Raw genomic sequence first — 21881 nt, 5'->3', positions numbered from 1 at the left:
TTGGCTGTCAGCCGCGTTCTCAAATCGCTTTTTGTGGCGGGTAATAGGTTTCCTGCATCGGTCGCCCGACGTCGCTATATTCGTCGTTTCCGGTTTGGGCGATGACGGCACGGTTCTTGAGTATCCGGGCAAGCGGCGCCGGCTCGGCAAAATAATAGCCCTGTGCCTCGTCACATCCGGAAAGCTTGAGGGCCTCGACCTGTTTCTTGTCTTCCACGCCCTCGGCGGTGACTTTCAGGCCGATCTGTTCTGCCATGTCGATGATGGTGTTGACGATGGCCGAGCACATTGGATTTTCCGGCAGGCCGGAAACGAATTCGCGGTCGATCTTGATCTTGTCGAAGGCAACATGCGTCAGCGTGCTCAACCCGGCATAACCGGTGCCGAAATCATCAAGCACGAGGCGGACGCCCATTTCCTTCAGCAGCTTTAAAGCCCTGGCGCTGTTGTCGCGCTCCAGCATTGCCGTTTCCGTCACTTCAAGCTCGAGCCGCTCGGCCGGGAAGCCGGAGGCTTTCAGCGCGCCGTCAACGATCGGGACAATATCGTCATTGCAAAGCTGCACGGCGGAAAGATTGACGGCAAGTCGGATATCCCTGGGCCAGGTCATGGCGTCCATGCAGGCCTGCGCCAAAACCCATTCGCCCAGAGGTTTGATGAAATTGTTTTCTTCGGCAAGCGTTATGAAGCGATCCGGCGTGATGATGCCAAGCTTGCTGTGCCGCCATCTGGCAAGGGCCTCGTAGGCGACAATGCGGCCGCTCTCCAGATTGACCACGGGCTGGTAATACAGCTCGAATTCGTGGTTTTCGAGCGCGGATTTCATGTCTATTTCGAGCGCGTGCTTGTGCTGCGCCGCCATGTCCATGCCAGGCTCGTAAAAGACAAAAAAGCCGCATCCCATGGATTTCGCCCGGTAGAGACCAAGGTCCGCATGTTGCAGAAGCTGGGTGGCGGAGTTGCCGTGATCGGGCGCGCAGGCGATGCCGATGCTGGTATCGACGCTTATATGGCTACCTTCGAGGCTGAAGCTGCGCGAGACCGCATGGACCACGCGCTTTGCCAGCGCGCCCGCATCCTCGCGACAATTATCGGTCACCGCTTGTATGATCGCAAATTCGTCGCCGCCGAGCCTGCTCACCATGTCGTTTTCACCGAGCACGGAGGAAATCCGCGAGGCCACGGCCACCAGCAGGGCGTCGCCTGCCGCGTGTCCCAACGTATCGTTGACGGCCTTGAAGCGGTCGAGATCGAGCAGCATGACGTTGAACGGCTGGCCTGACGTGGAAAGATGTTCGAGACGGTTCTCCAGCGTCTTCATCAAGAGCACGCGGTTGGGAAGCCCCGTCAGCGCATCATGATGGGCCATATGTTCCAGTTGCTGCGCCATGTCACGTATCTGCCTGAGCCGTCCACGTTCCAGAACGGCCTCCCGCAGGGTTTCGATGGCGGTGGCCATATCGCCGATCTCGTCCCGTCGATCCTGAAACGGTGTGACGACATCGGTTTCCTCACGGGCGATCCTGAGTGTCGCCTGCACCAGCGCCGGAACGGGTTTCAGAAAATGCCTGGCAATCAGCGTCACGAGAACGCCGGTGACGGTCAGAACAACGATCAGGGCGACGAGCGAATTGTAGATGAGCTTGCGCTGCGCGCCATAAAGTGCGTCCGAACCGCCGATGCTGACGGCGACCGCGCCAATCGGTTTTTTCGTTTCCGTGCTGATGATCGGCAACAGGCCGATATAATGGCTGGAATCGCCAATCGTCGCAAAGCCGGTGGCAAAACGCGCGGCGACCGCATCTCTGGAGAAGATGGGATCGGTGGCAATCGGTTTTTCGGCGTCGTCGGTGGCGTTGTCGAAGGCCGCCGCGATTTGACGGAATCCGGAATCGGCCTCATCGTAGCGGAAAAGCCAGACGGCATTCTTGGTCTGCGCACCGATGAGGGCGAGAACGTCGCTGGGGTTGAAGCCGGTAACGAGAATGGATGCGTCGTCGCCAATCGGCTTGTCGGTCAAGATGCCGTTCACCTGTCCGTCCGTGTCGGCGGTGACGCTGACATAGGTATAGATGCTGCGCAGGGTGGCGCTGGCAATCTGTGAATTGACGCGGGCCTGGTTGAGCCATTGCTCGCTAGCTGCGGCAACGAACATGTACCAGCCGACGAGCGCCCCAATGCTGTAGGAAAAGATCACGCCGCCGAGAAATATCAGGGTTATCTTGCTGGCGAGCGAACGCCGCCGCGAAAAGCGGCCTGGTACCGGCTGCGTCGTTGAGCGAAGCGTGTCACCGGTTTCAGTCTGTCTATCTATCCCCCGATAGGCAGTCTCTTCCATTCGCGATATTCCCCCGCGATGTCGCGTTATGATTGTTTTATGGAATTTTTATAGGGCATGTATTTCAATGGTGTCTGCTAAATAATTCAACAAAGTTTAGATGCGATTAAGAATTAATCCGTCTTTTTATAGTCGCCGCTTATATAAGGCGCCGAAAATATGCACCTCAGGTTGAAATATTCGATGGCTTGCGATGGGACATCGACGCCGAATACGACGATGCATTGGGGCCTCTTTTCGCGCTCATCAACCGGGCTTTATGGTTGCAAGGGTACCGCGATTGACCTTGCCAAGCTGCCGATAAACGGCATGTTGTGCGTAACATGCCGGTTTCAGGGAACATATCATGGCTCACAAGGGCAAAAACATCGCGCAGCTTTCCATTCTCATCCAGAGCGGCCATCTTGATCCGCGCGCCTTGGCGGAAGAGACGCTTGATGCAATCGGGAAATCGGAAGACCGGGCGATCTTTGTCGGCTTGACGGCGGAGCGGGCCATGGCTGAGGCGGAAGGCGCCTTGAAACGCATTCGCGAGGGTCGATCCTGCGGCGTGCTCGACGGCATTCCGGTCGCCTGGAAGGACCTTTTCGATCTCGAAGGCACTGTGACCACGGCTGGATCGACGGTGCTTTCGAATGATGCGCCTGCGTCCCGTGACGCGGATGTTGTGAGCGCGCTGATGGAGGCCGGGATGGTCTGCGTCGGCCGTACCAATATGAGCGAGTTCGCGTTTTCCGGCCTTGGCATCAACCCGCATTACGGAACGCCGCGCAATCCCGCTTCCACGGATGGCCACCGGCTGCCAGGCGGCTCTTCTTCCGGCGCGGGTGTCGCGGTTGCGGCCGGCCTGGTGCCGGTGGCAATCGGTACGGATACCGGCGGATCGGTGCGCATTCCCGCCGCCTTCAACGGTGTGGTGGGGTACAAGGCGAGCCGCGGCCGTTACTCGATGCGCGGCGTCTATCCGCTGGCTAAAAGTCTCGATTCGCTCGGCCCGCTCACTCGCACTGTGCAGGACGCCGTGTGGGTAGATGCCGCCATGCGCGGCAAGGCGGCTGTTGATGCGGCGCGCACGCCTCTGTCCGGCTTGTCGCTCGTCGTGCCGGAAACAGTGTTTTTCGATGGCATCGAGGAGGGCGTCGCGGTCGCTTTTGAGCAGGCAGTGGAACGGCTTTCCCGGGCCGGCGCTTCTGTACGGCGGCAGGCATTCCCGGTCTTTTCGCAATTACTCGATCTTATCAAGGAAAAGGGTGCGCTGGTAACGGCGGAAGCCTTCGCCCTGCACAAGGCGCGGCTGGAAGGTGCTGATGCGGCTCGCATGGACCCGCGCGTGGTTGCGCGAGCAAGACTGGGCGCGAATATCTCCCTGCCGGATTACATCGCCATCATCGAGGCGCGCGAACGCATGACGGCGGCTTTTTCGGGCATGATTGGCAAGAATGAGCTGCTGATATCGCCGACATTGCCTCATGTCGCGGCCAAGGTCGCACCGCTTGTGGAGAATGATGAGACCTTCTTTGCCATGAATGCCAAGACCCTGCGCAACACCCAGATCGGCAACTTCTTCGATCTCTGCGGCGTTTCCATTCCCTGCGGCACGGGCGAGGCGGGCATGCCCGTTGGCCTGCTGCTATCAGGCCTGCACGGCACGGATGACCACGTTCTGGGTGTGGCGATGGCTGCGGAAGAAATTATCCGGGGTTGATGATAGGGAAAAGGCGGCCTTGTTTGGCCGCCTCTCAATGCACGCTTTAACGTGCCGCCCAGTTGGCGCCGCGGCGGAACATGGTCTTCATCTGCGGCACGGAAAACTCCTTGGCCTGATGGCCAAGCGCCGAATAGAAGACGCGGCCCTTGCCGTATTTGCGTTTCCAGACCACCGGCATCACTACACCGTCGATCCACCAGGCGTGGTCGCCGGTGAATTTTGTCGTCGCCAGCACCTCGTTGGAGGGATCGACATGCATGTAGTATTGCTCCGATGTGTAGGGGAAATCGGAAATTCCCTCCATCAGCGGGTCGTCGGGGCGGGTGATGTTGACGTGGTAGTCGATGATATTGCCGGGATGGGCGACCCACTGGCCGCCGATCATGAACTGGTATTCGACGCAGTCGCGGAAACTGTCGCCCGCGCCGCCATGAAAGCCGGCAATGCCGACGCCGTTTTCGACGGCGGCGGTGAGGTTCTTGATCTCTTCCTTCTCGATCTTCGACATTGTCACGATCGGCACGACAAGGCTCAGATCATGCACGGACGGATCGGCGAACGCCTCCGTGCTGTGTTCGACATATACCTTGAAACCATCCTCTTCCAGAATGTCTTTGACGATGGTGGCGCATTCCTGCGGCTCGTGGCCGCTCCAGCCGCCCCAGACGATGAGTGCTTCGCGCATTTATTTCCTCCTCGGGATTATTTGCCGAGCTGGCCGTCGACCAGCGAAGTTTCAAGGGGAGCAGGGCGCTCCACCTCGGTGGTGATGGAAACGGTGGTGCCGCTGTCCGATGCCGTCTGGAAGGCCTCCATGACCTCCAGCACGTGCAAGGCAAGATCGCCATTGGCGCGGTGCGGGCGGTTTTCGCGGATCGCATGGGCCATGTCGGCCACGCCGATCGAGCGGTAGTTGCCGTCAGCATAGGGCGAAGACAGTGCCTGCGGCTCGAACTGGCCGCCCTTTTTCAGCAATTGCACCTCACCGCCGAAATGATTGGGGTCGGGCACGATCAATGTGCCTTCCGTTCCGTAGATTTCCAGCGGTACATGTTTGTGGCCCGCCACATCGAAGCTCATGCCCACCTGCACCACCGCGCCGTTCTTGAATGCCAGCACGCCGGAAACATGGGTGGCGACATGGACTGGGATTTTCTCGCCATTCTTAGGTTCGCTGGTGATGAGACGTTCGTTGCGCGGCGCGATGGCGAAACCTGCCACCTTGGCGACCGGGCCGAACAGGTTGACGAGATCGGTGATGTAATAGGGTCCCATATCCAGCATCGGCCCGCCGCCGACTTCGTAATAAAAGGCGGGGTTGGGATGCCAGCGCTCATGGCCGGGGCACATGAAGGTAGCCGTTCCGCCAACCGGCTGGCCGAGCACACCTTCGTCTATCAGGCGGCGCGCGGTCTGGTGCCCGCCGCCGAGGAAAGTGTCCGGTGCCGAACCGATGCGCAGGCCCTTTGCCTTTGCCGCGTCCGCAAGCCGTTTACCCTCCACGAAATTGATGCCGAGCGGCTTTTCCGAATAGGCATGTTTTCCCGCCTCAAGTGCGCGCAGGCCCACCTCCACATGCGCCTTGGGAATCGTCAGGTTGACGATGATTTCCACGGAGGGGTCAGACAGAAGTTCATCGATACTTCTTGCCTGAAGGCCGAACTCGTCTGCCCGCGCTTTTGCTGCCTCCTCGTTCACATCCGCCAGTCCGCGAATGTCGAGAATGGGAAACGACGCCATCGCCTTGAGATAGGCGCTGGAGATGTTGCCGCAGCCGATGATGCCGATACCGACCTTGTTCATGTGATTTCCTCCCGTAAATCAGAAATGCCTAAGCCCACTCTCAACCTTGCCGGCTAGAGCGCCGGCCCTGTGGTGTTCCATGGCGATTCGTAAAGCTCGTAAAGTGCGACGGCTGCCGCCCCTTGCGCCCACAGTTCGTCGCTTGCGACGTCGAAAACCAGCTCTGCGACGCCTGCCAGCGATGGCGGCACGGCGGCGTTGTAACTGTCGCGGATGCTGGTAATGAAGGGTTCGCCGAGCTCGAGACTGGAGCCGGTGATAATGACCCGTGGCGGCGCAAACAGCGTGACGATATTGGCAAGCGTCAGGCCAAGTGCTGCACCGGCGCGCAAGGCTGCCGCAATAAGATCGTTGTCTTCCGCCGCAATCAGTGCATGGGCATGCTGCATGCCGCGACCAAGCCGGATAGCTTCTGCAAAACGCCCGACCACCGGGCGGGAACCGAGAATGGCGTTCTCGCCCGCCTGGCTCGCCAGCCGCACGGTTCCTTCACTGGCAAGGCCAATCACGAGGTCGCCGAGATTGTGGCTGAGGCCGCCTGCACCACGAAACAGCTGGTTCTGATGCATCACGCCAAGCCCGAGTGTCTGCTCGAGCGAGATCAGCACCATGTCCTCCAGATCGCGCGCATGGCCGAACCAGTGATGGGCAAGCGTGATGGCGTGGGCGTCGCTTTCGATGATGGTGGGGGAATTCAGCCGTGAGGTCATTTCCTCGGCAAAATCGACGTTTACTTCCCGCAGGATAGGGCTGCTGCGGATCCTGCCGGTGCGATGTTCGATGACGCCTGGCAGGCCAAGGCAGACCATGTCCACATCTTCCAGTGACAGTCCGGCATCGACCACGCAACGCCGCACCCCGTCTTCCACCAGATCGGCAATGACGCCGATCGGTTGGCGGTCTACACGGATCGGCAGCGCGAGGGTGGACAGCACGTTGCCGCAAAAATCGGTGACGACGAAGACCATGCGGCTTGCCGCAATCTTGGCGCCCACCACGCGGGCCGCATCCGGGTTCAGCTCCAGCATCACCCGCGGCCTGCCGCGTGCGCCCTCCGTGCGGATATCGCCGATATGGCGGGTAAGGATAAGCCCGTCATCGAGCAGCGATGCGGTGATCGCCGATACGGTGGTGGTGGAAAGCTGCGTTCTTTCGCTGATTTCCACCCGGGAGATCGGTCCGTGGCGGCGGATGCTGTCCAGCACGCTTAGCCGGTTGATCGCGCGCATCAGTTCTGGGTCTGCGGTCTTCATGGGGTCCTGCTGCGATCAATGCCGGTTCGAAAACCAATTTATGTCGGATTGCGGATTAAATAACGGTGTGAGGGAGGGGTGTGTCAAGCCATTCGCTCAAAAAATCGGCATGGCGCCTTGACAATGAGCGAGTGCTAAGGTGAATTAATCCGCATTGGGGAATAAATGAGGAAATCCCCGAGGGAGGATCACGATCATGACGATTAGGCACGCAGGCGCAAGCCTGAGCGGCAGGCTGATAGGCTTTGCCACAACGACAAGCATTGCTCTCATGCTCGGCGCCGCAAGCGCCTCGGCCGCAACGGTCGTTAAATGGATGCATGTGGAGCTGGACCCGAAATCCGTGGCCGTCTGGGAGGAGATTGCCAAGGAATATGAGGCCAAACATCCTGACGTGGACGTGCAACTGCAGTTTCTGGAAAACGAGGCGTTCAAGGCAAAATTGCCTACCCTGCTGCAGTCCAACGACGTTCCCGATTTCTTTTATAGCTGGGGTGGCGGTGTTCTTGAAGAACAGTCCAAAACCGGTGCGCTGAAGGACCTGACGGAAGTTTTCGACGCCGATGGTGGCAAGCTGCGCCAAGCCTATAGCGCGGCCGCAATCGATGGTCTGTCGTTTGACGGCAAGGTCTGGGCCGTACCTTACCGCGTCAGCCTCGTCAGTTTCTTTTATAACAAGGAGCTGTTTGCCAAGGCGGGCGTAAAGGCGGAAGACATCAAGACCTGGGACGATCTCGGCGCCACCGTCAAGAAAATCAAGGCAGCGGGCATCGTTCCGATTGCCGGTGGTGGCGGTGAAAAATGGCCGATTCATTTCTACTGGAGCTATCTCGTCATGCGCAATGGCGGGCAGACCGTGTTCGACGCCGCCCGCAAGGGCGAGGGTGAAGGCTTCATGGATCCCTCCATCATCAAGGCGGGCGAGCAACTGGCCGAGTTCGGCAAGCTCGAACCCTTCCAGCCCGGCTATCTCGGCTCCACCTGGCCCCAGGCGCTCGGCGTTTTCGGTGATGGCAAGGCCGCGATGATCCTCGGCTTTGACAATACTGAAGCCAACCAGCGCAAGAATGCCGGTGACGGCAAAGGCCTTGCGGCAGACAATATCGGTCGCTTCGCCTTTCCCGCCGTCGAAGGTGGTGCTGGCAAAGTCACTGACACGCTGGGCGGTCTGAATGGTTGGGCAGTCACGAAAAACGCTTCCAAGGAAGCGATCGATTTCGCGGCCTTCCTGACCAGCAAGGAAAGTGAAGAAAAGATGGCGGCTGCGGGCATGATCCTGCCGGTTGCGACGGGTGCGGATGGAGCGGTCAAGAACCCGCTGCTGGCAGATTCGGCCAAGCAGCTTGCAAGCTCTACCTGGCACCAGAACTTCTTCGACCAGACACTGGGCGCTGCCGTTGGCCGCGTGGTCAACGATGTCTCCGTCGAAATCGTTTCCGGCCAGATGAGCGCCGAAGAGGGTGCCAAGCAAATTCAGGATGCTTTCGAGCTTCGCTGATTTCGGTTCCATGACGGCGCCGCGCGGGACGCGGCGCCGCAGTATCTGCCTGAATGAAAGCGGATAGAGATGACGGATATTTCCATGACTTCTGCGTCCATACCGGCGCGCGGCGCGTCGAAGACGAAGCGCAAGCAAAGCTCGGTCGCGCATGACCGTGCGCTGACCCTGCTGGTCTTCCTTCCGCCCGCATTGCTGCTCTTTACCCTGTTCGTCATCCTGCCCATGGGCGAGGCGGCATGGTACAGCCTTTACCGCTGGAACGGTTACGGCACGCCGACCGATTTTGTGGGCTTGAAGAATTTCCAGGTCCTGTTCGGCAATGCCGCCTTTTCGCAGGCTCTGCTCAATAACGGCCTCATCATCCTGATTTCCGTGCTGATCCAGATCCCGCTGGCGATCTGGCTTGCCATGATGCTGGCGCACCGCCTTCCGGGCGTCGTTGCCTTTCGGCTGGTTTTCTTCCTGCCCTATGTCCTTGCGGATGTCGCGGCCGGCCTGATCTGGCGCTTCGTATATGATGGCGATTACGGCCTTTTCGCTGCCATCTCCAATTTCTTCGGCTTCGCCAATCCTTACGTGCTGGCCGACAAGGATGTGGCGATCTACGCCGTGCTTGGCGTCATCGTCTGGAAGTATTTCGGTTTCCACATGATGCTTTTTATCGCCGGCCTACAATCCGTCGACAAGAACGTGCTGGAAGCTGCCGAAATCGACGGCGCCTCCGGCTGGCAGAAGTTTCGATACGTCACCTTGCCGATGCTCGGCTCAACGGTGCGCCTGTCCGTCTTTTTCGCGGTGATCGGCTCGCTACAGCTGTTCGACATGATCATGCCGCTCACCGGCGGCGGTCCGTCCAACTCCACGCAAACCATGGTCACCTTTCTCTACACCTACGGCGTCATGCGCATGCAGGTGGGGCTTGGCAGCGCGGTGGGTGTCGTTCTCTTCGTTATCTGCGTGACGCTCGCCTTCGGTTACAAAAGGATTTTCATGCGCCATGACTGAACCATCCACTTCCGTCCGCATGCCGCTGCAAACAAAGCTCTATCTTTATATATCGCTGAGTCTGATCGCGGCCATCGTGCTCATCCCGCTTCTGACGACGGCGCTTGGCGGCTTCAAGACGCTGGGGGATCTGCGCGTCAATCCGTTCGGCTTGCCAGCCGAGTGGCAATGGGCCAATTACGGCGATATCCTCTTTGGCAAGCGCTACTGGCTGCAGATATTCAATTCGCTGGTGATTGCGCTGTTGACGGTCTTTTTGACGCTGACCGTCTCGGCCATGGCCGCCTTCACCTTTGCGCATGTGAAGTTCTTTGGCTCGTCTTTCCTGCTGAATTACTTCCTGCTGGGACTGATGTTCCCGGCGGCGACCGCCATCCTGCCGCTGTTCATTCGCATCCGCGATCTCGGTCTGCTCGATACCTATTGGGGCGTGGTTCTGCCGCAGGTGGCTTTCGGGCTCGGCATGAGCATCCTTCTGTTTCGCAATTACTTCCGCAATCTGCCGGAAGAATTGTTTCAGGCCGCTTTCGTGGATGGTTGCGGCTATCTGCGCTTCTTCTGGCACATTTCGATGCCGCTCTCACGACCCATCGTGGCGACGGTTGGGATCGTTTCCTTCGTCGGCAGCTGGAACAGCTACATTCTGCCGCTGATTATGCTGAACTCGGAATCGAAATATCCCTGGCCACTCGGCATCATGGTCTATCGCGGCGAATTCGGCACGGAATGGCAGCTCGTGCTCGCCTTCATCACGCTGACGATCCTGCCGACCGTCATCGTCTTCTTCCTCGCACAGAAACACATCATCGCGGGCCTGACGGCCGGTGCCGTCAAATCGTGACTTGAAAGGAGCAAAACATGGCTTCCGTCGAACTTAGGGATATCCGCAAGTCCTATGCCTCGCTCGATGTCATTCACGGCATCTCGCTCGATATAACCGATGGCGAATTCATTGCGCTGGTCGGGCCTTCGGGCTGCGGCAAATCTACCCTGCTGCGCATGATCGCCGGGCTGGAGGAAATCACCGATGGGGATATCCTCATTGGCGGCACCGTCGTCAATTCCATGACGCCGCGCGAGCGCAATATCGCCATGGTATTCCAGTCCTATGCGCTTTATCCGCATATGACGGTCGCCGAAAACATGGGCTTCAACCTGAAGCTTGCCGGGCAGCCGAAAAACGTCATCGATGAGCGCGTTGCGGAAGCCGCCCGCATGCTCGATCTCGGCAAGCTTCTGGACCGCAAGCCCTCGCAGCTTTCTGGTGGCCAGCGCCAGCGCGTCGCCATGGGCCGCGCCGTGGTGCGCAACCCGGCCGTCTTCCTGTTCGATGAGCCGCTGTCCAATCTGGATGCCAAGCTGCGCGTGCAGATGCGTAGCGAAATCAAGGCTCTGCATCAGAAAGTAGGTACGACCTCCATCTACGTCACCCATGACCAGATCGAGGCAATGACGCTGGCCGACCGGGTGGTGGTGCTCAATCACGGCCGTATCGAGCAGCAGGGCACGCCGCTCGAACTTTATAAGACACCTGCCAATCTCTTCGTTGCAGCCTTCATCGGCTCGCCGGCCATGAACCTCATCGAAGGCGTGGTCGACGGCGAGGGCGATCAACCTGCCGCCCGGCTGAAGGACGGGACGGCGATCCGCATTGCCGCCTCAAGAAATGTCAAGCGCGGCCAGTCGGTGACGATTGGGTTGAGACCGGAACATATCGGTTCGACCGTCGGCGGCGATATTTCGCTGTCCGGCAGGACGGTGTTGGTCGAGCCGACAGGCGCGCAGACGCATGTGGTCTTCGAACTGGCGGGCGATCAGGTTACGGCGGTGGTGGATGGCGAGCAACTGGTCAAGGTCAACACCCCCTTTGCCGCCACCGTGCATCACGAGCGTGTGCATGTGTTCGACAGGGCAAGCGGTCTGGCGCTTTAGACGTGTTTCGTTTTTTAGTGGAATAACGAAATTCTCTCGATCCCCGGCATTTGGGGCTTGTCTGAAAATTATGAGCGGTTAGCTTGGCAAATTGGGAGCCAAAGCGGTTTTACCGCTGAACTGTATCGATACAGGAGGAGATTTTTATGAAAACGATCAAGGGACCGGGTCTTTTTCTCGGTCAGTTTGCCGGTGATGCTGCGCCTTTCAATACATGGGACGGCATTACCAAATGGGCGGCAGAAAAGGGTTATGCCGGCGTGCAGGTTCCCACCTGGGCCGGGCAGTTGATCGATCTGAAAAAGGCTGCGGAATCCAAGGATTATTGCGATGAATTTGCGGGTGTCGCCCGCCAGAACGGCGTCGAGGTAACCGAGCTTTCCACCCATTTGCAGGGCCAGCTGGTTGCCGTTCACCCCGCCTATGACGAGGCCTTCGATGGTTTTGCAGCACCTGAAGTGCGCGGCAATCCGAAGGCTCGCCAGCAATGGGCGGTGGAACAGGTGAAGCTTGCCCTGAAGGCTTCGAGAAATCTCGGCATCAACGCACATGCGACCTTTTCGGGTGCTCTTGCCTGGCCCTTCATCTATCCGTGGCCGCAGCGCCCGGCCGGTCTGGTGGAAACCGCCTTTGACGAGCTGGCAAGACGCTGGACGCCGATCCTTGATTACGCCGATGAGCAGGGCGTGGATGTCTGCTACGAAATCCATCCCGGCGAAGATCTGCATGATGGCGTGACTTTCGAGATGTTCCTGGAGCGTGTGAAGAACCACAAGCGCGCCAACATGCTCTACGACCCGTCGCATTACGTGCTGCAATGCCTTGATTATCTTGACAATATCGACATCTACAAAGACCGCATCAAGATGTTCCATGTCAAGGACGCTGAGTTCAATCCGACCGGCCGCCAGGGCGTGTATGGCGGTTATCAGGGTTGGGTCAACCGTGCGGGCCGCTTCCGCTCGCTGGGTGACGGGCAGGTGGATTTCGGTGCGGTATTCTCGAAAATGGCTGCCAATGATTTCGACGGATGGGCAGTGGTTGAATGGGAATGCGCGCTGAAACATCCTGAAGACGGTGCCCGGGAAGGGGCCGAGTTCGTCAAGCACCATATCATCCGCGTCACGGAAAAAGCCTTTGATGATTTCGCATCTGCTGGCACCGATGATGCGGCCAACCGGCGCATGCTTGGGCTTTAAAAGCATTTCCAGGAAAAGTGTGAAGCCGTTTTCCGTGTGGGAATGCGCTTAGAATATGCCGAGGAGACATTATGGCTATTGAAGGAAAGACAACCGACAAGGCGAACACGCGGATTCGCCTGGGCATGGTGGGTGGCGGTTCGGGTGCATTTATCGGCGGCGTTCACCGCATGGCCGCGCGGCTCGACAACCGCTTCGATCTCGTGGCCGGGGCCTTGTCCTCGACACCGGAAAAATCCCTCGCCTCCGGCCGCGAACTCGGGCTTGCTCCAGAGCGTTGCTATGGGTCATTCGAAGAAATGGCCGAGAAGGAAGCGCTTCGCGAGGATGGTATCGAGGCGGTAGCGATCGTCACGCCCAACCACGTACATTATCCTGCGGCAAAGGCGTTTCTGGAACGCGGCATCCATGTCATCTGCGACAAGCCGCTGACCTCCAATCTGGAGGATGCCAAAAAGCTGAAGGACGTGGCGGACAAGGCGGACGCGCTGTTCATCCTCACCCATAACTACACCGGTTATCCTATGGTGCGGCATGCGCGTGAACTGGTGGAAACCGGTGCGCTCGGGAACATCCGTCTGGTGCAGATGGAATATCCGCAGGATTGGCTGGCTGAGCCGTTGGAGCAGACCGGTGCGAAACAGGCCGTCTGGCGCACCGATCCGGCGCAATCCGGTGTCGGCGGCTCCACAGGGGATATCGGCACCCATGCCTATAATCTCGGCTGCTTCATTTCCGGTCTGGAAGCCGATGAACTGGCAGCGGATGTACATACCTTCGTGGAAGGTCGCCGTCTGGACGACAATGCGCATGTGATGCTGCGCTTCAAGCCAAAGGACGGCAAGCAACCAGCCAAGGGCCTGCTTTGGTGCAGCCAGGTTGCTGTCGGGCATGAAAACGGGCTGAAGGTCCGCGTTTACGGCGACAAGGCAGGCATCGAGTGGACGCAGGCTGATCCGAACTATCTCTGGTTCACGAAGCTTGGCGAGCCGAAACAGCTCATCACCCGCGGCGGTGCTGGCGCCGGTGCCGCCGCCGCACGCGTCACGCGCATTCCCTCGGGCCATCCGGAAGGATATCTCGAAGCCTTCGCGACCATCTATACCGAAGCGGCCCACGCCATCGAAGCCCGCCGCACCGGTTCGGAGCTAGACAAGGCGGTCACCTATCCGACCGTCGATGACGGTGTCAAAGGCGTCGCTTTTGTCACCGCCTGCATCGAATCCGGGAAGAAGAATGGCGGCTGGGTGAAGCTGTAAGATCGACATGGCGTCGCGGCGTATTTCTTCTCCCTGCGGGGGGAGAAGGGTCGGATGAGGGGGCAAGCTCTCGGCTTCTCTGCCCGCTTTCCCCTCATGACCCACCTGAAGAGGTGATCAATTTACGCGTCTCATCTGCTGCTGCATTCGTTCAGTCACGGGGCAACCGTCCTGTATTCTCGTCCAGGATGAGACGTTGAGTTTCATTTCGCAGCGCGCGAGATAGGAGCCGCCATCGACCCTCAGGCAGGATGTCTGGCCGAGTTCGAACATAACACCGCGATTTCGGCATTTGCAATTGTGGGCATCCGCCAAGGTGGGGATCAGGGCCACGGCTAGACCAATTACGAGCACTCCAAAACGCATGGCTGAGGCTCCAAAAGACAGGCCACCAGATTATACCTGTCCGACGGTATAGTCAAAACAGCCACCCTCAACGATGCGCACCGCACGGCCATAACAGGCTTGAGCTCTCCCGCTTTCACCCGATCAAAATCGCCCTGATATCATTTACATTCGTCAGCGTCGGACCGGTCACGACAAGGTCGCCAACCGCCTTGAAGGCGGTGTAGCTGTCGTGTCCCACCAGCGACTGGCGCGGATCGGCACCTGCCTTGCGCATACGCGCAAGCGTATCCGGCGTCACCAGTGCGCCTGCCGCATCCTCAACGCCGTCTATGCCGTCGCTATCGCCGGCGATGGCCCAGATACCGCCTGCACCCTTCAGCGTCAGCGCAAGGCTCAGCAGAAATTCCGTGTTGCGCCCACCCTTGCCGGCCAGCCCTTTGCCGATCGTCACCGTGGTTTCTCCGCCGGAAAGCACCACGGCCGGGCCTTTGACTGGCAGGCCCTTGCGGCTGGCGGAGAGGGCGATACCCGCCATCATCGCGCCGACATCCTTTGACTCGCCCTCCAGCGAATCCCCGAGGATGAGCGGCGTAAGGCCAAGCTTCACCGCCTCGTCCGCCGCCGCCTGTAGGGCGAGCGAGGGTGTCGCGATCAGCCTGATGTCCTCTTCTATATCGCCTGCCTTCGGCGTTTCCTCCCCTTTTTCCAGCACTTTGCGCACATTCTCGGGAAGATCGAGCGCATAACGGGAGACGATTTCCCGCACATTGTTGATATCGCTCGGATCGGCAACCGTGGGGCCGGAAGCGATTTCGGAGGGATCGTCGCCCGGTACGTCTGAAATCAACAGCGAAACCACTCTGGCCGGTTTGGCGGCCAGCGCAAGTCGCCCGCCTTTGATGCGGGAGAGGTGCTTGCGCACGGCATTCATCTCGGAAATCGTCGCGCCGCTGGCAAGAAGTGCGCGGTTGACGGCCATCTTGTCCGCAAGCGCCATGCCTTGTGCAGGTGCGACCATCAATGCCGAACCGCCGCCGGAAATTAGCGCGATCACCATGTCGTCTGCGGTCAGCCCTTCAACGGCGGCAAGAATGCGTCTTGCCGCTTCCGCACTCATGTCGTCGGGCACGGGATGGGAGGCCTCGATGATTTCGATGCGCCCGGCCGGAACGGCATGACCGTAACGAGTTACGACGATACCGGAGAGGTTCACATCCGCCCAGGCCTTATCAAGCGCTGCGGCCATGGCAGCCGAGGCCTTGCCCGCGCCGACCACCACGCACCTGCCCTTGGGCGGGGAAGGAAGATGATGTTGCAGCACCTTTGCGGGATCTGCACTCGCCACTGCCGCCATAAATATGCGGTTGAGGGCGTCTTTTGCGCGGAGGTCGTTCCATGCGGTCATAGGTTCATACTCCGATCCAGAGGAAGCCGAGCGCAAACAATGCCGGCAAAGCCTGAATGAACAGGATTTTCATATTGGCGGTAATGGCGCCGAAAATGCCGGCTATCAGGACACAGGTGAGGAAGAAGACCTTGAAACTCAGTCCTTCATCGCCCTGCGTGAGCCCATAGATCAATCCGGCTGCCAGAAAACCATTGTAAAGCCCCTGATTGGCGGCAAGCACCTTCGTCTGTCGCGCAAAATCCGCAGAAAGGGCGAAGGCCTTGCGGCCGGCCGGCTTTTCCCACAGCAGCATTTCCAGAATGGTGATGTAAACATGGATGGCCGCAACCACGGCAATCAGAATGCTGGCGATCATCGGCGGTTTCCTCCAAACCCTGATGTCCGGCGCGTCAATTATCCGCAAAAAGGGAGAGGCGACCGGATAATCCGTTTTAACGGTGGTACACATGGCCGCAAGGCCATAATCCCTCTCTTCCCGCGCAAACCTGTTGAAGAGCCACACAGCATTGCTTGACTCTTTGCTGAAATAAGAACAAAACAGGAACAATAAAACTGAAAAACCGGAATTGAAACCTGTCATGCCATGCAAAAGCGCGCGGAACAGTTGCTCGTTGTCGAAGAGCTGCGTGAAAGGCTGGAAAGGATCGGTGGCGGTCCTCACCGCCTGCACGAGGCCTTGCCTTTTGGCGTGGATGCCATCGATCACCATTTGCCTAGAGGCGGGCTGAAGCTCGGTTGCCTGCATGAGGTGAGCGGCGGCGGCAATGGCGCCGCCGATGGTGCAGCAGCGGCGCTTTTTGCGGCCGGTGTGGCAGCAAGGCTGTCCGGCAAGGTCTTATGGTGTGTCACCCGCAGGGATCTGTTCATGCCGGGATTGACGCAAGCGGGCCTGTCGCAGAACCGGGTCATCATCGTCGAATGCCGCGATGAGAAAGGCGTGCTCGACTGTTTCGAGGAAGGCTTGCGCTGCAACGGTTTTGGCGCCGTGATGGGCGAGCTTGCGAAGTTGCCGATGAATGCCTCGCGGCGGTTGCAACTGGCGGCGGAAACCTCTGGTGTCACCGGCATCGCCATCCGCCGCTTCCGGCGCCCGGCCGATGCGGCGTTGTTTGGCGAGCCGACGGCCGCTGTCACCCGCTGGCGTGTCTCTGTCCGGCCATCTTCGCCCCTGCCGGTGCCGGGGGTGGGCAGGCCACGCTGGTTTCTGGAACTTTTGCGATGTCGCGGCGGCGAAAGCGCTGCATTTGAAGTGGAAGCCTGTGATGCAAAGGGTCGTCTCGCTTTACCTGCCGACATGGTCGACGGATCGCTACCGGCGTCTTTCGGGGCAGAACGCGCCGCCGGTTGAAAAGCCGCTGGTCATGATCGGCCGTCAGGGCAGCCGCCGCCTGGTGCTGGCGCTGGACAAGGCAGCAAAGGCGGCGGGCATCAGGCCCGGTACACCTGTCAGCAAGGCGCAGGCTTTGGTGCCGGGTCTCGTTGTCGAGGATCTGGATGCGGCGGCGGATGCCCGCGCCCTGCAACAACTCGCTTTTCATTTCCTGCGTATCTATGCCCCGATCGTCGCCGCAGATCCGCCTGATGGGCTGGTGCTGGATACGGCAGGTGCGGACCATCTGCACGGCAATGAGACGCTGATGTTGAGCGGCATGGTGAACCGCCTGCATACCGCAGGCTTCGCCGCCCGCGCTGCCATTGCCGATAGCTGGGGGGCGGCCCATGCGCTTGCCCGGTTTGGCCGTAAGGAGATCAGCATCGTATCGCCGGGCGGGCAGCGGGCGGCGATCAGCGGGCTGCCGCTGGCGGCGCTCAGGCTGGAGGAGCGTATCGTTTCCGGATTGAAGGTGCTCGGTTTTCGCACCATAGGCGAACTTGCCGAGGCTCCACGGGCGCCGCTGACCCTGCGTTTCGGCCCTGAAGTGGTCAGGCGGCTCACCCAGGCTTTCGGCGAGACTGGCGAACCTATCGAGCCGGTGCGCATTGCCGAACTGGTGGAGGTGCGCCGCGCCTTTCCCGAGCCGATCGCGGCGGCGGAGACAATTGCCCGCTATGTGCAAAAGCTGGTTGCTGAGCTTTGCGTCTCGCTGGAAAAGCGCGGCCTTGGCGCACGTCGCGTCGATCTGGTGCTGCACCGGGTGGATAGCGGCTTGCAGGCCGTGCGGGCCGGCACCTCCAGACCGGTGCGTGATGTCAAACAGCTTGTCCGGCTTCTGACCGACCGTATCGATACCATCGATCCCGGCTTCGGCATCGAGTTGATGGTGCTGACCGCCACCCATGCCGAGCCGCTTGTCGCCGCGCAGGCCCGGTCCTCGCTTCTGGAGGAAGGGCGTGCGGAAATCGCCGATACGGTCGATGTCATCCTCAATCGCGGCCACAGGGTCTATCGTTATGCGGCGGTGGCAAGCGACGTGCCGGAACGTTCTCTTGCCAGCGTTGCGGCGTTGGCACCTGAGGATACGCTCGGCTGGCCTTGCCACTGGCCGCGCCCGGTCAGGCTTTTTGCAAGGCCGGAACCCATCGAAACTCTGGCGCTGCTTCCGGATCATCCGCCGCGTTATTTCATCTGGAAAGGCGTGCGCCATAATGTGCGGCGCGCTGATGGGCCGGAACGGGTGTTTGGCGAATGGTGGAAACGCGACCGCGAAAAGGCCGCCGTGCGCGATTATTTCACTGTCGAAAACGAAAGCGGCGAGCGTTTCTGGATTTTCCGCTCCGGTGATGGCGAACATACCGAGACGGGCTCGCAGGGCTGGTTCATCCATGGGGTCTTCGCATGAGCACGCCGCGCTATGCCGAGCTTCAGGTGACAACGCATTTCTCCTTCCTGCGCGGTGCAAGTTCCTGTGATGAACTGTTCGAACAGGCAAAAAATCTCGGTATCGAGGCACTCGGCATCGTCGATCGCAATAGCCTTGCGGCCATTCCCCGCGCTTATGAAGCGGCCGATAATCATGGCATCCGGCTCGTCATCGGCTGCCGGCTCGATCTGGATGACGATCTTTCCGTGCTTGTCTATCCCATGGATCGCCCGGCTTACGGGCGGCTTTGCCGGCTGCTTTCCGTCGGCAAGAAGAGGGGTGGCAAGGGTAAATGTCGGCTCACATGGGACGATCTCGTAGCTTATGGCGAAGGCCTTATCGTGGTGCTGCTCGCCGATCTGGCTGACGATCTCTGCGCGCTTCGCCTGCGCCGGTTGAAAGCCGCTTTTGCTGACCGGGCCTATATGGCGCTGAGCCTGCGAAGACGACCCAACGACCAGATGCGGCTTTTCGAATTGTCGAATATGGCTGCAGCCGCTGATGTGCCGACTGTTGTTACCAATGACGTGCTGTTTCATGTGCCCGAGCGGCGCATGCTGCAGGATGTCGTTACCTGCATCCGGCACAATTGCACCATTGACGAGGCGGGTTTCCGGCGCGAGCGGCATGCCGACCGCTATATGAAGCCGCCTCAGGAAATGCACCGGCTGTTTGCCCGCTACCCGGAAGCACTGGCCCGCAGCCTCGAAATCGCGAAGCGTTGCACCTTTTCGTTGAAGGAGCTGGTCTATCAATATCCTGAAGAGCGCAGCCTGCCGGGGCTGACGGCGCAACAGGCGTTGGAAAAGCTCGTCTGGGAAGCGGCGCCGGGGCGTTATCCGGATGGTCTGCCGGAGAAGGTCGAAAAGGCACTGCATCATGAGTTGGGGCTTATCGGCAGGCTGGAATATGCACCCTATTTTCTGACAGTAAATGCCATCGTCCAATTTGCGCGGGGGGAAAATATTCTCTGTCAGGGGCGCGGCTCAGCCGCCAATTCGGTGGTATGTTATGTGCTCGGCATCACCGCCATCGATCCTCTCAAGGTTGATCTCCTGTTCGAACGTTTCGTTTCGGAAGAACGGCGCGAGCCGCCTGATATCGACGTGGATTTTGAGCATCAAAGGCGCGAGGAGGTCATCCAGTGGGTTTATAACACTTATGGTCGCGACAAGGCCGCGCTGTGCTCGGTCGTCACCCGTTATCGCGGGCGCGGGGCGCTGCGCGATGTCGGCAAGGTTCTGGGCCTGCCGGAAGATTTGACCAAACTTCTGTCCTCGCAGGTCTGGCGCTGGAGCGAAGGGGTGGGCGAAAAACAGGTGCAGGAACTGAACCTCAATATGGAGGACCGCCGCCTGAAGCTCGCCTTCGAGCTGGCCAACCAGCTTGTCGGCACACCGCGCCATCACAGCCAGCATCCGGGCGGCTTCGTTCTGACCCATGACCGGCTGGACGAGTTGGTGCCGATCGAACCCGCCGCCATGGACGACCGGCAGATCATCGAATGGGACAAAGATGACATAGATATCGTCAAATTCATGAAGATGGATTGCCTGGCGCTCGGCATGCTCTCCTGCATGAGACGCGGTTTCAACATGCTGGAGGAGCGCACGGGCGTTAAATACGATCTCGCCACTGTCCCACAGGATGATAACCCCACCTATGCCATGATCCAGAAAGCCGACACGCTGGGTACCTTCCAGATTGAAAGCCGGGCGCAGATGTCCATGCTGCCGCGGTTGAAGCCAAAGATATTTTACGATCTCGTCATTCAGGTCGCCATCGTTCGTCCCGGTCCCATTCAGGGCGATATGGTGCACCCCTATCTTCGTCGCCGTGACAAAAAAGAAGAAGAACATTATCCCAAAGAGGAGCTGAGAGGCGTGCTGGGCAAAACGCTGGGTGTACCGCTGTTTCAGGAGCAGGCGATGCGCGTCGCCATCGAATGCGCCGGTTTTTCACCCGGTAAGGCGGATCAGTTGCGTCGCGCCATGGCGACCTTCAAGAATGTCGGCACCATCTCCAAATTCCGTCAGGATATGATCGATGGCATGGTGGATCGTGGTTATGAGCAAGAATTCGCCGAACGCATCTTCAAGCAGCTGGAAGGGTTCGGCAGTTATGGTTTTCCAGAAAGCCATGCGGCCTCCTTCGCGCTGATCGCCTATGCCTCCTCATGGCTGAAATGCCATCATCCCGATATTTTCTGTACGGCGCTTCTCAATTCGCAACCCATGGGGTTTTACGCCCCGGCGCAGATTGTGCGTGATGCGCGTGACCATGGCGTGGAGGTGCGCCCGGTTTGCGTCAACAACAGCCGGTTTGATTGCACGCTGGAGCCCACGGGCAAGAAGAATGCGAATGGTAAAGAGCGCTACGCCGTGCGTCTTGGCCTGCGCATGGTGAAGGGGCTTTCCAACGATCATGCAGCAAAAATCGTCGCCTGCCGTCAGGATCGCGATTTCGTTTCCGTGGACGATCTCTGGCGGAGGGCAGGTGTTCCCGCCGCTGCCCTAGTCTGTCTCGCCGAAGCCGATGCCTTTCTGCCGTCGCTGTCGCTTTCCAGACGCGAGGCGCTGTGGGCCATCAAGGCGTTGCGGGATGAGCCGCTGCCGCTTTTTGCTGCCGCTGCCAGTCGGGAAAACGCTGTGGTGGATGAGCTTTCCGAACCCTCCGTCGCGCTGCGGCCGATGACTGATGGCGGCGAGGTGGTGCAGGATTATGGCCATGTGGGGCTGACCCTGCGCGAACACCCCATGTCCTTCCTGCGGCGCGATCTTTCCCGCCGGCGGATCGTCAGCTGCGCGGAGGCGGTGCGCGTCCGTGATGGCACGTGGCTGGAAACGGCGGGGCTGGTTCTGGTGCGCCAGCGCCCAGGCTCGGCAAAGGGAGTGATCTTCATGACTCTGGAGGATGAGACAGGTATCGCCAATGCGGTTCTGTGGGTCAAGACCTTCGAAAAATACCGGCGCGTGGTGCTTTCCGCCGGTATGGTCGGCATTTACGGCAAGATCCAACGGGAAGGCGAGGTGGTGCATCTGGTCGCACACCGGCTGACCGATCTGTCAGAGGCGCTGGCAAGCGTGGGTGAGCGCAACCACCCCTTTCCTCTGCCGCATGGGCGCGGCGACGAGTTCCACCACGGTATTCCGCCGGACGATCATCGCAACATCAGGAAACGTCCACCGCCTGCGACCCAGGATGGAGATGAGGTGGAGCGGATAAAGGTAATTTCCCGCAATTTCCATTAGAGCATTTCCAGTAAAAATGCGTAGCGGTTTTACGTCCGGAAAATACGTAAAACAAAGAGATAGAGCGCGTCCAAA

General features: G+C 59.4%; 17 protein-coding genes. 10 read left to right on the top strand and 7 right to left on the bottom strand.

Translation table 11 applies throughout. The features are described from left to right. Window positions 1–19: 19 nt before the first annotated feature. Window positions 20–2338, bottom strand: a complete 2319-nt coding sequence (locus F617_RS0105105) for an EAL domain-containing protein (protein ID WP_013761514.1) — start codon at window positions 2336–2338, stop codon at window positions 20–22. A 346-nt stretch (window positions 2339–2684) separates the two neighbouring features. Between F617_RS0105105 and F617_RS0105100 the strand changes: the two genes are divergently transcribed. Then, window positions 2685–4043 carry an amidase gene (locus F617_RS0105100; RefSeq protein WP_019564615.1) on the top strand — a complete coding sequence of 453 codons (1359 nt, stop codon included), beginning with the start codon at window positions 2685–2687 and terminating at the stop codon, window positions 4041–4043. Between the two features lie 46 nt (window positions 4044–4089). On the opposite strand, the gene F617_RS0105095 is transcribed toward F617_RS0105100, so the two are convergent. Genes F617_RS0105095 through F617_RS0105085 form a run of 3 tightly spaced genes read right to left on the bottom strand, consistent with a single transcriptional unit; the run spans window position 4090 to window position 7102 of the window. Further along, window positions 4090–4731, bottom strand: coding sequence for a ThuA domain-containing protein (locus F617_RS0105095; protein ID WP_003510737.1), 642 nt, complete (start codon window positions 4729–4731; stop codon window positions 4090–4092). A gap of 17 nt (window positions 4732–4748) precedes the next feature. Beyond that, window positions 4749–5849, bottom strand: a complete 1101-nt coding sequence (locus F617_RS0105090; protein WP_019564614.1) for a Gfo/Idh/MocA family protein — start codon at window positions 5847–5849, stop codon at window positions 4749–4751. A 53-nt stretch (window positions 5850–5902) separates the two neighbouring features. Then, a complete protein-coding gene (locus F617_RS0105085; protein ID WP_019564613.1) occupies window positions 5903–7102 on the bottom strand; it encodes an ROK family transcriptional regulator in 1200 nt (399 codons plus the stop codon). 196 nt (window positions 7103–7298) lie between these two features. Here F617_RS0105085 and F617_RS0105080 point away from each other — a divergent pair, with 196 nt between their 5' ends. From F617_RS0105080 to F617_RS0105055, 6 genes are all read left to right on the top strand, one after another. After that, the gene (locus F617_RS0105080; protein ID WP_019564612.1) at window positions 7299–8600 is read left to right on the top strand and encodes an ABC transporter substrate-binding protein; all 1302 of its coding nucleotides are present in this window, start codon (window positions 7299–7301) and stop codon (window positions 8598–8600) included. A 69-nt stretch (window positions 8601–8669) separates the two neighbouring features. Beyond that, window positions 8670–9608, top strand: coding sequence for a carbohydrate ABC transporter permease (locus F617_RS0105075; RefSeq protein ID WP_003510729.1), 939 nt, complete (start codon window positions 8670–8672; stop codon window positions 9606–9608). Next, window positions 9601–10449 (top strand): carbohydrate ABC transporter permease, encoded by an 849-nt coding sequence (locus F617_RS0105070; protein WP_003510727.1) that lies wholly within the window; start codon window positions 9601–9603, stop codon window positions 10447–10449. Before F617_RS0105075 ends, F617_RS0105070 begins: the two co-directional genes overlap by 8 nt. A gap of 17 nt (window positions 10450–10466) precedes the next feature. Continuing rightward, complete coding sequence (locus F617_RS0105065) at window positions 10467–11540, top strand: ABC transporter ATP-binding protein (RefSeq protein WP_003510725.1); 1074 nt, start codon at window positions 10467–10469, stop codon at window positions 11538–11540. Window positions 11541–11686: 146 nt separating this feature from the next. Beyond that, on the top strand, window positions 11687–12739 hold the full coding sequence (locus F617_RS0105060; RefSeq protein WP_003510723.1) for a sugar phosphate isomerase/epimerase: 1053 nt from the start codon (window positions 11687–11689) through the stop codon (window positions 12737–12739). Window positions 12740–12810: 71 nt separating this feature from the next. Next, window positions 12811–13998, top strand: coding sequence for a Gfo/Idh/MocA family protein (locus tag F617_RS0105055; protein WP_013761506.1), 1188 nt, complete (start codon window positions 12811–12813; stop codon window positions 13996–13998). A gap of 117 nt (window positions 13999–14115) precedes the next feature. Here F617_RS0105055 and F617_RS28800 read toward each other — a convergent pair whose 3' ends face one another. The 3 genes from F617_RS28800 to F617_RS0105040 form a co-directional block, all read right to left on the bottom strand. Beyond that, a complete protein-coding gene (locus F617_RS28800) occupies window positions 14116–14364 on the bottom strand; it encodes a hypothetical protein (RefSeq protein ID WP_026330675.1) in 249 nt (82 codons plus the stop codon). Between the two features lie 115 nt (window positions 14365–14479). Further along, on the bottom strand, window positions 14480–15751 hold the full coding sequence (locus tag F617_RS0105045) for a glycerate kinase (RefSeq protein ID WP_019564610.1): 1272 nt from the start codon (window positions 15749–15751) through the stop codon (window positions 14480–14482). A gap of 4 nt (window positions 15752–15755) precedes the next feature. Continuing rightward, window positions 15756–16109 (bottom strand): DUF1304 domain-containing protein, encoded by a 354-nt coding sequence (locus tag F617_RS0105040; RefSeq protein WP_019564609.1) that lies wholly within the window; start codon window positions 16107–16109, stop codon window positions 15756–15758. Window positions 16110–16337: 228 nt separating this feature from the next. Here F617_RS0105040 and F617_RS0105030 point away from each other — a divergent pair, with 228 nt between their 5' ends. Genes F617_RS0105030 through F617_RS0105020 form a run of 3 tightly spaced genes read left to right on the top strand, consistent with a single transcriptional unit; the run spans window position 16338 to window position 21806 of the window. Next, a complete protein-coding gene (locus F617_RS0105030) occupies window positions 16338–17102 on the top strand; it encodes an ImuA family protein (protein WP_019564608.1) in 765 nt (254 codons plus the stop codon). Next, window positions 17017–18534, top strand: a complete 1518-nt coding sequence (locus tag F617_RS0105025) for a DNA polymerase Y family protein (protein ID WP_034501918.1) — start codon at window positions 17017–17019, stop codon at window positions 18532–18534. The genes F617_RS0105030 and F617_RS0105025 overlap by 86 nt, the downstream gene beginning before the upstream one ends. Further along, on the top strand, window positions 18531–21806 hold the full coding sequence (locus F617_RS0105020; RefSeq protein WP_019564606.1) for an error-prone DNA polymerase: 3276 nt from the start codon (window positions 18531–18533) through the stop codon (window positions 21804–21806). Before F617_RS0105025 ends, F617_RS0105020 begins: the two co-directional genes overlap by 4 nt. The last annotated feature ends 75 nt before the right edge of the window (window positions 21807–21881 follow it).

Origin of the sequence: Agrobacterium sp. 10MFCol1.1 (assembly GCF_000381165.1) — a bacterium.
Classification (GTDB): domain Bacteria; phylum Pseudomonadota; class Alphaproteobacteria; order Rhizobiales; family Rhizobiaceae; genus Agrobacterium; species Agrobacterium tumefaciens.
Note: the sequence above shows the minus strand (reverse complement) of the source record. Positions and strands in the feature narration are given on the sequence as shown.

Coding starts and splice junctions, on each gene's coding strand:
- F617_RS0105085 (WP_019564613.1), bottom strand. CDS start 7,102: ATGAAGACCGCAGACCCAGAACTGATGCGCGCGATCAACCGGCTAAGC.
- F617_RS0105090 (WP_019564614.1), bottom strand. CDS start 5,849: ATGAACAAGGTCGGTATCGGCATCATCGGCTGCGGCAACATCTCCAGC.
- F617_RS0105025 (WP_034501918.1), top strand. CDS start 17,017: ATGCAAAGGGTCGTCTCGCTTTACCTGCCGACATGGTCGACGGATCGC.
- F617_RS0105070 (WP_003510727.1), top strand. CDS start 9,601: ATGACTGAACCATCCACTTCCGTCCGCATGCCGCTGCAAACAAAGCTC.
- F617_RS0105060 (WP_003510723.1), top strand. CDS start 11,687: ATGAAAACGATCAAGGGACCGGGTCTTTTTCTCGGTCAGTTTGCCGGT.
- F617_RS0105030 (WP_019564608.1), top strand. CDS start 16,338: ATGCAAAAGCGCGCGGAACAGTTGCTCGTTGTCGAAGAGCTGCGTGAA.
- F617_RS0105095 (WP_003510737.1), bottom strand. CDS start 4,731: ATGCGCGAAGCACTCATCGTCTGGGGCGGCTGGAGCGGCCACGAGCCG.
- F617_RS0105055 (WP_013761506.1), top strand. CDS start 12,811: ATGGCTATTGAAGGAAAGACAACCGACAAGGCGAACACGCGGATTCGC.
- F617_RS28800 (WP_026330675.1), bottom strand. CDS start 14,364: ATGCGTTTTGGAGTGCTCGTAATTGGTCTAGCCGTGGCCCTGATCCCC.
- F617_RS0105020 (WP_019564606.1), top strand. CDS start 18,531: ATGAGCACGCCGCGCTATGCCGAGCTTCAGGTGACAACGCATTTCTCC.
- F617_RS0105075 (WP_003510729.1), top strand. CDS start 8,670: ATGACGGATATTTCCATGACTTCTGCGTCCATACCGGCGCGCGGCGCG.
- F617_RS0105080 (WP_019564612.1), top strand. CDS start 7,299: ATGACGATTAGGCACGCAGGCGCAAGCCTGAGCGGCAGGCTGATAGGC.
- F617_RS0105100 (WP_019564615.1), top strand. CDS start 2,685: ATGGCTCACAAGGGCAAAAACATCGCGCAGCTTTCCATTCTCATCCAG.
- F617_RS0105040 (WP_019564609.1), bottom strand. CDS start 16,109: ATGATCGCCAGCATTCTGATTGCCGTGGTTGCGGCCATCCATGTTTAC.
- F617_RS0105105 (WP_013761514.1), bottom strand. CDS start 2,338: ATGGAAGAGACTGCCTATCGGGGGATAGATAGACAGACTGAAACCGGT.
- F617_RS0105065 (WP_003510725.1), top strand. CDS start 10,467: ATGGCTTCCGTCGAACTTAGGGATATCCGCAAGTCCTATGCCTCGCTC.
- F617_RS0105045 (WP_019564610.1), bottom strand. CDS start 15,751: ATGACCGCATGGAACGACCTCCGCGCAAAAGACGCCCTCAACCGCATA.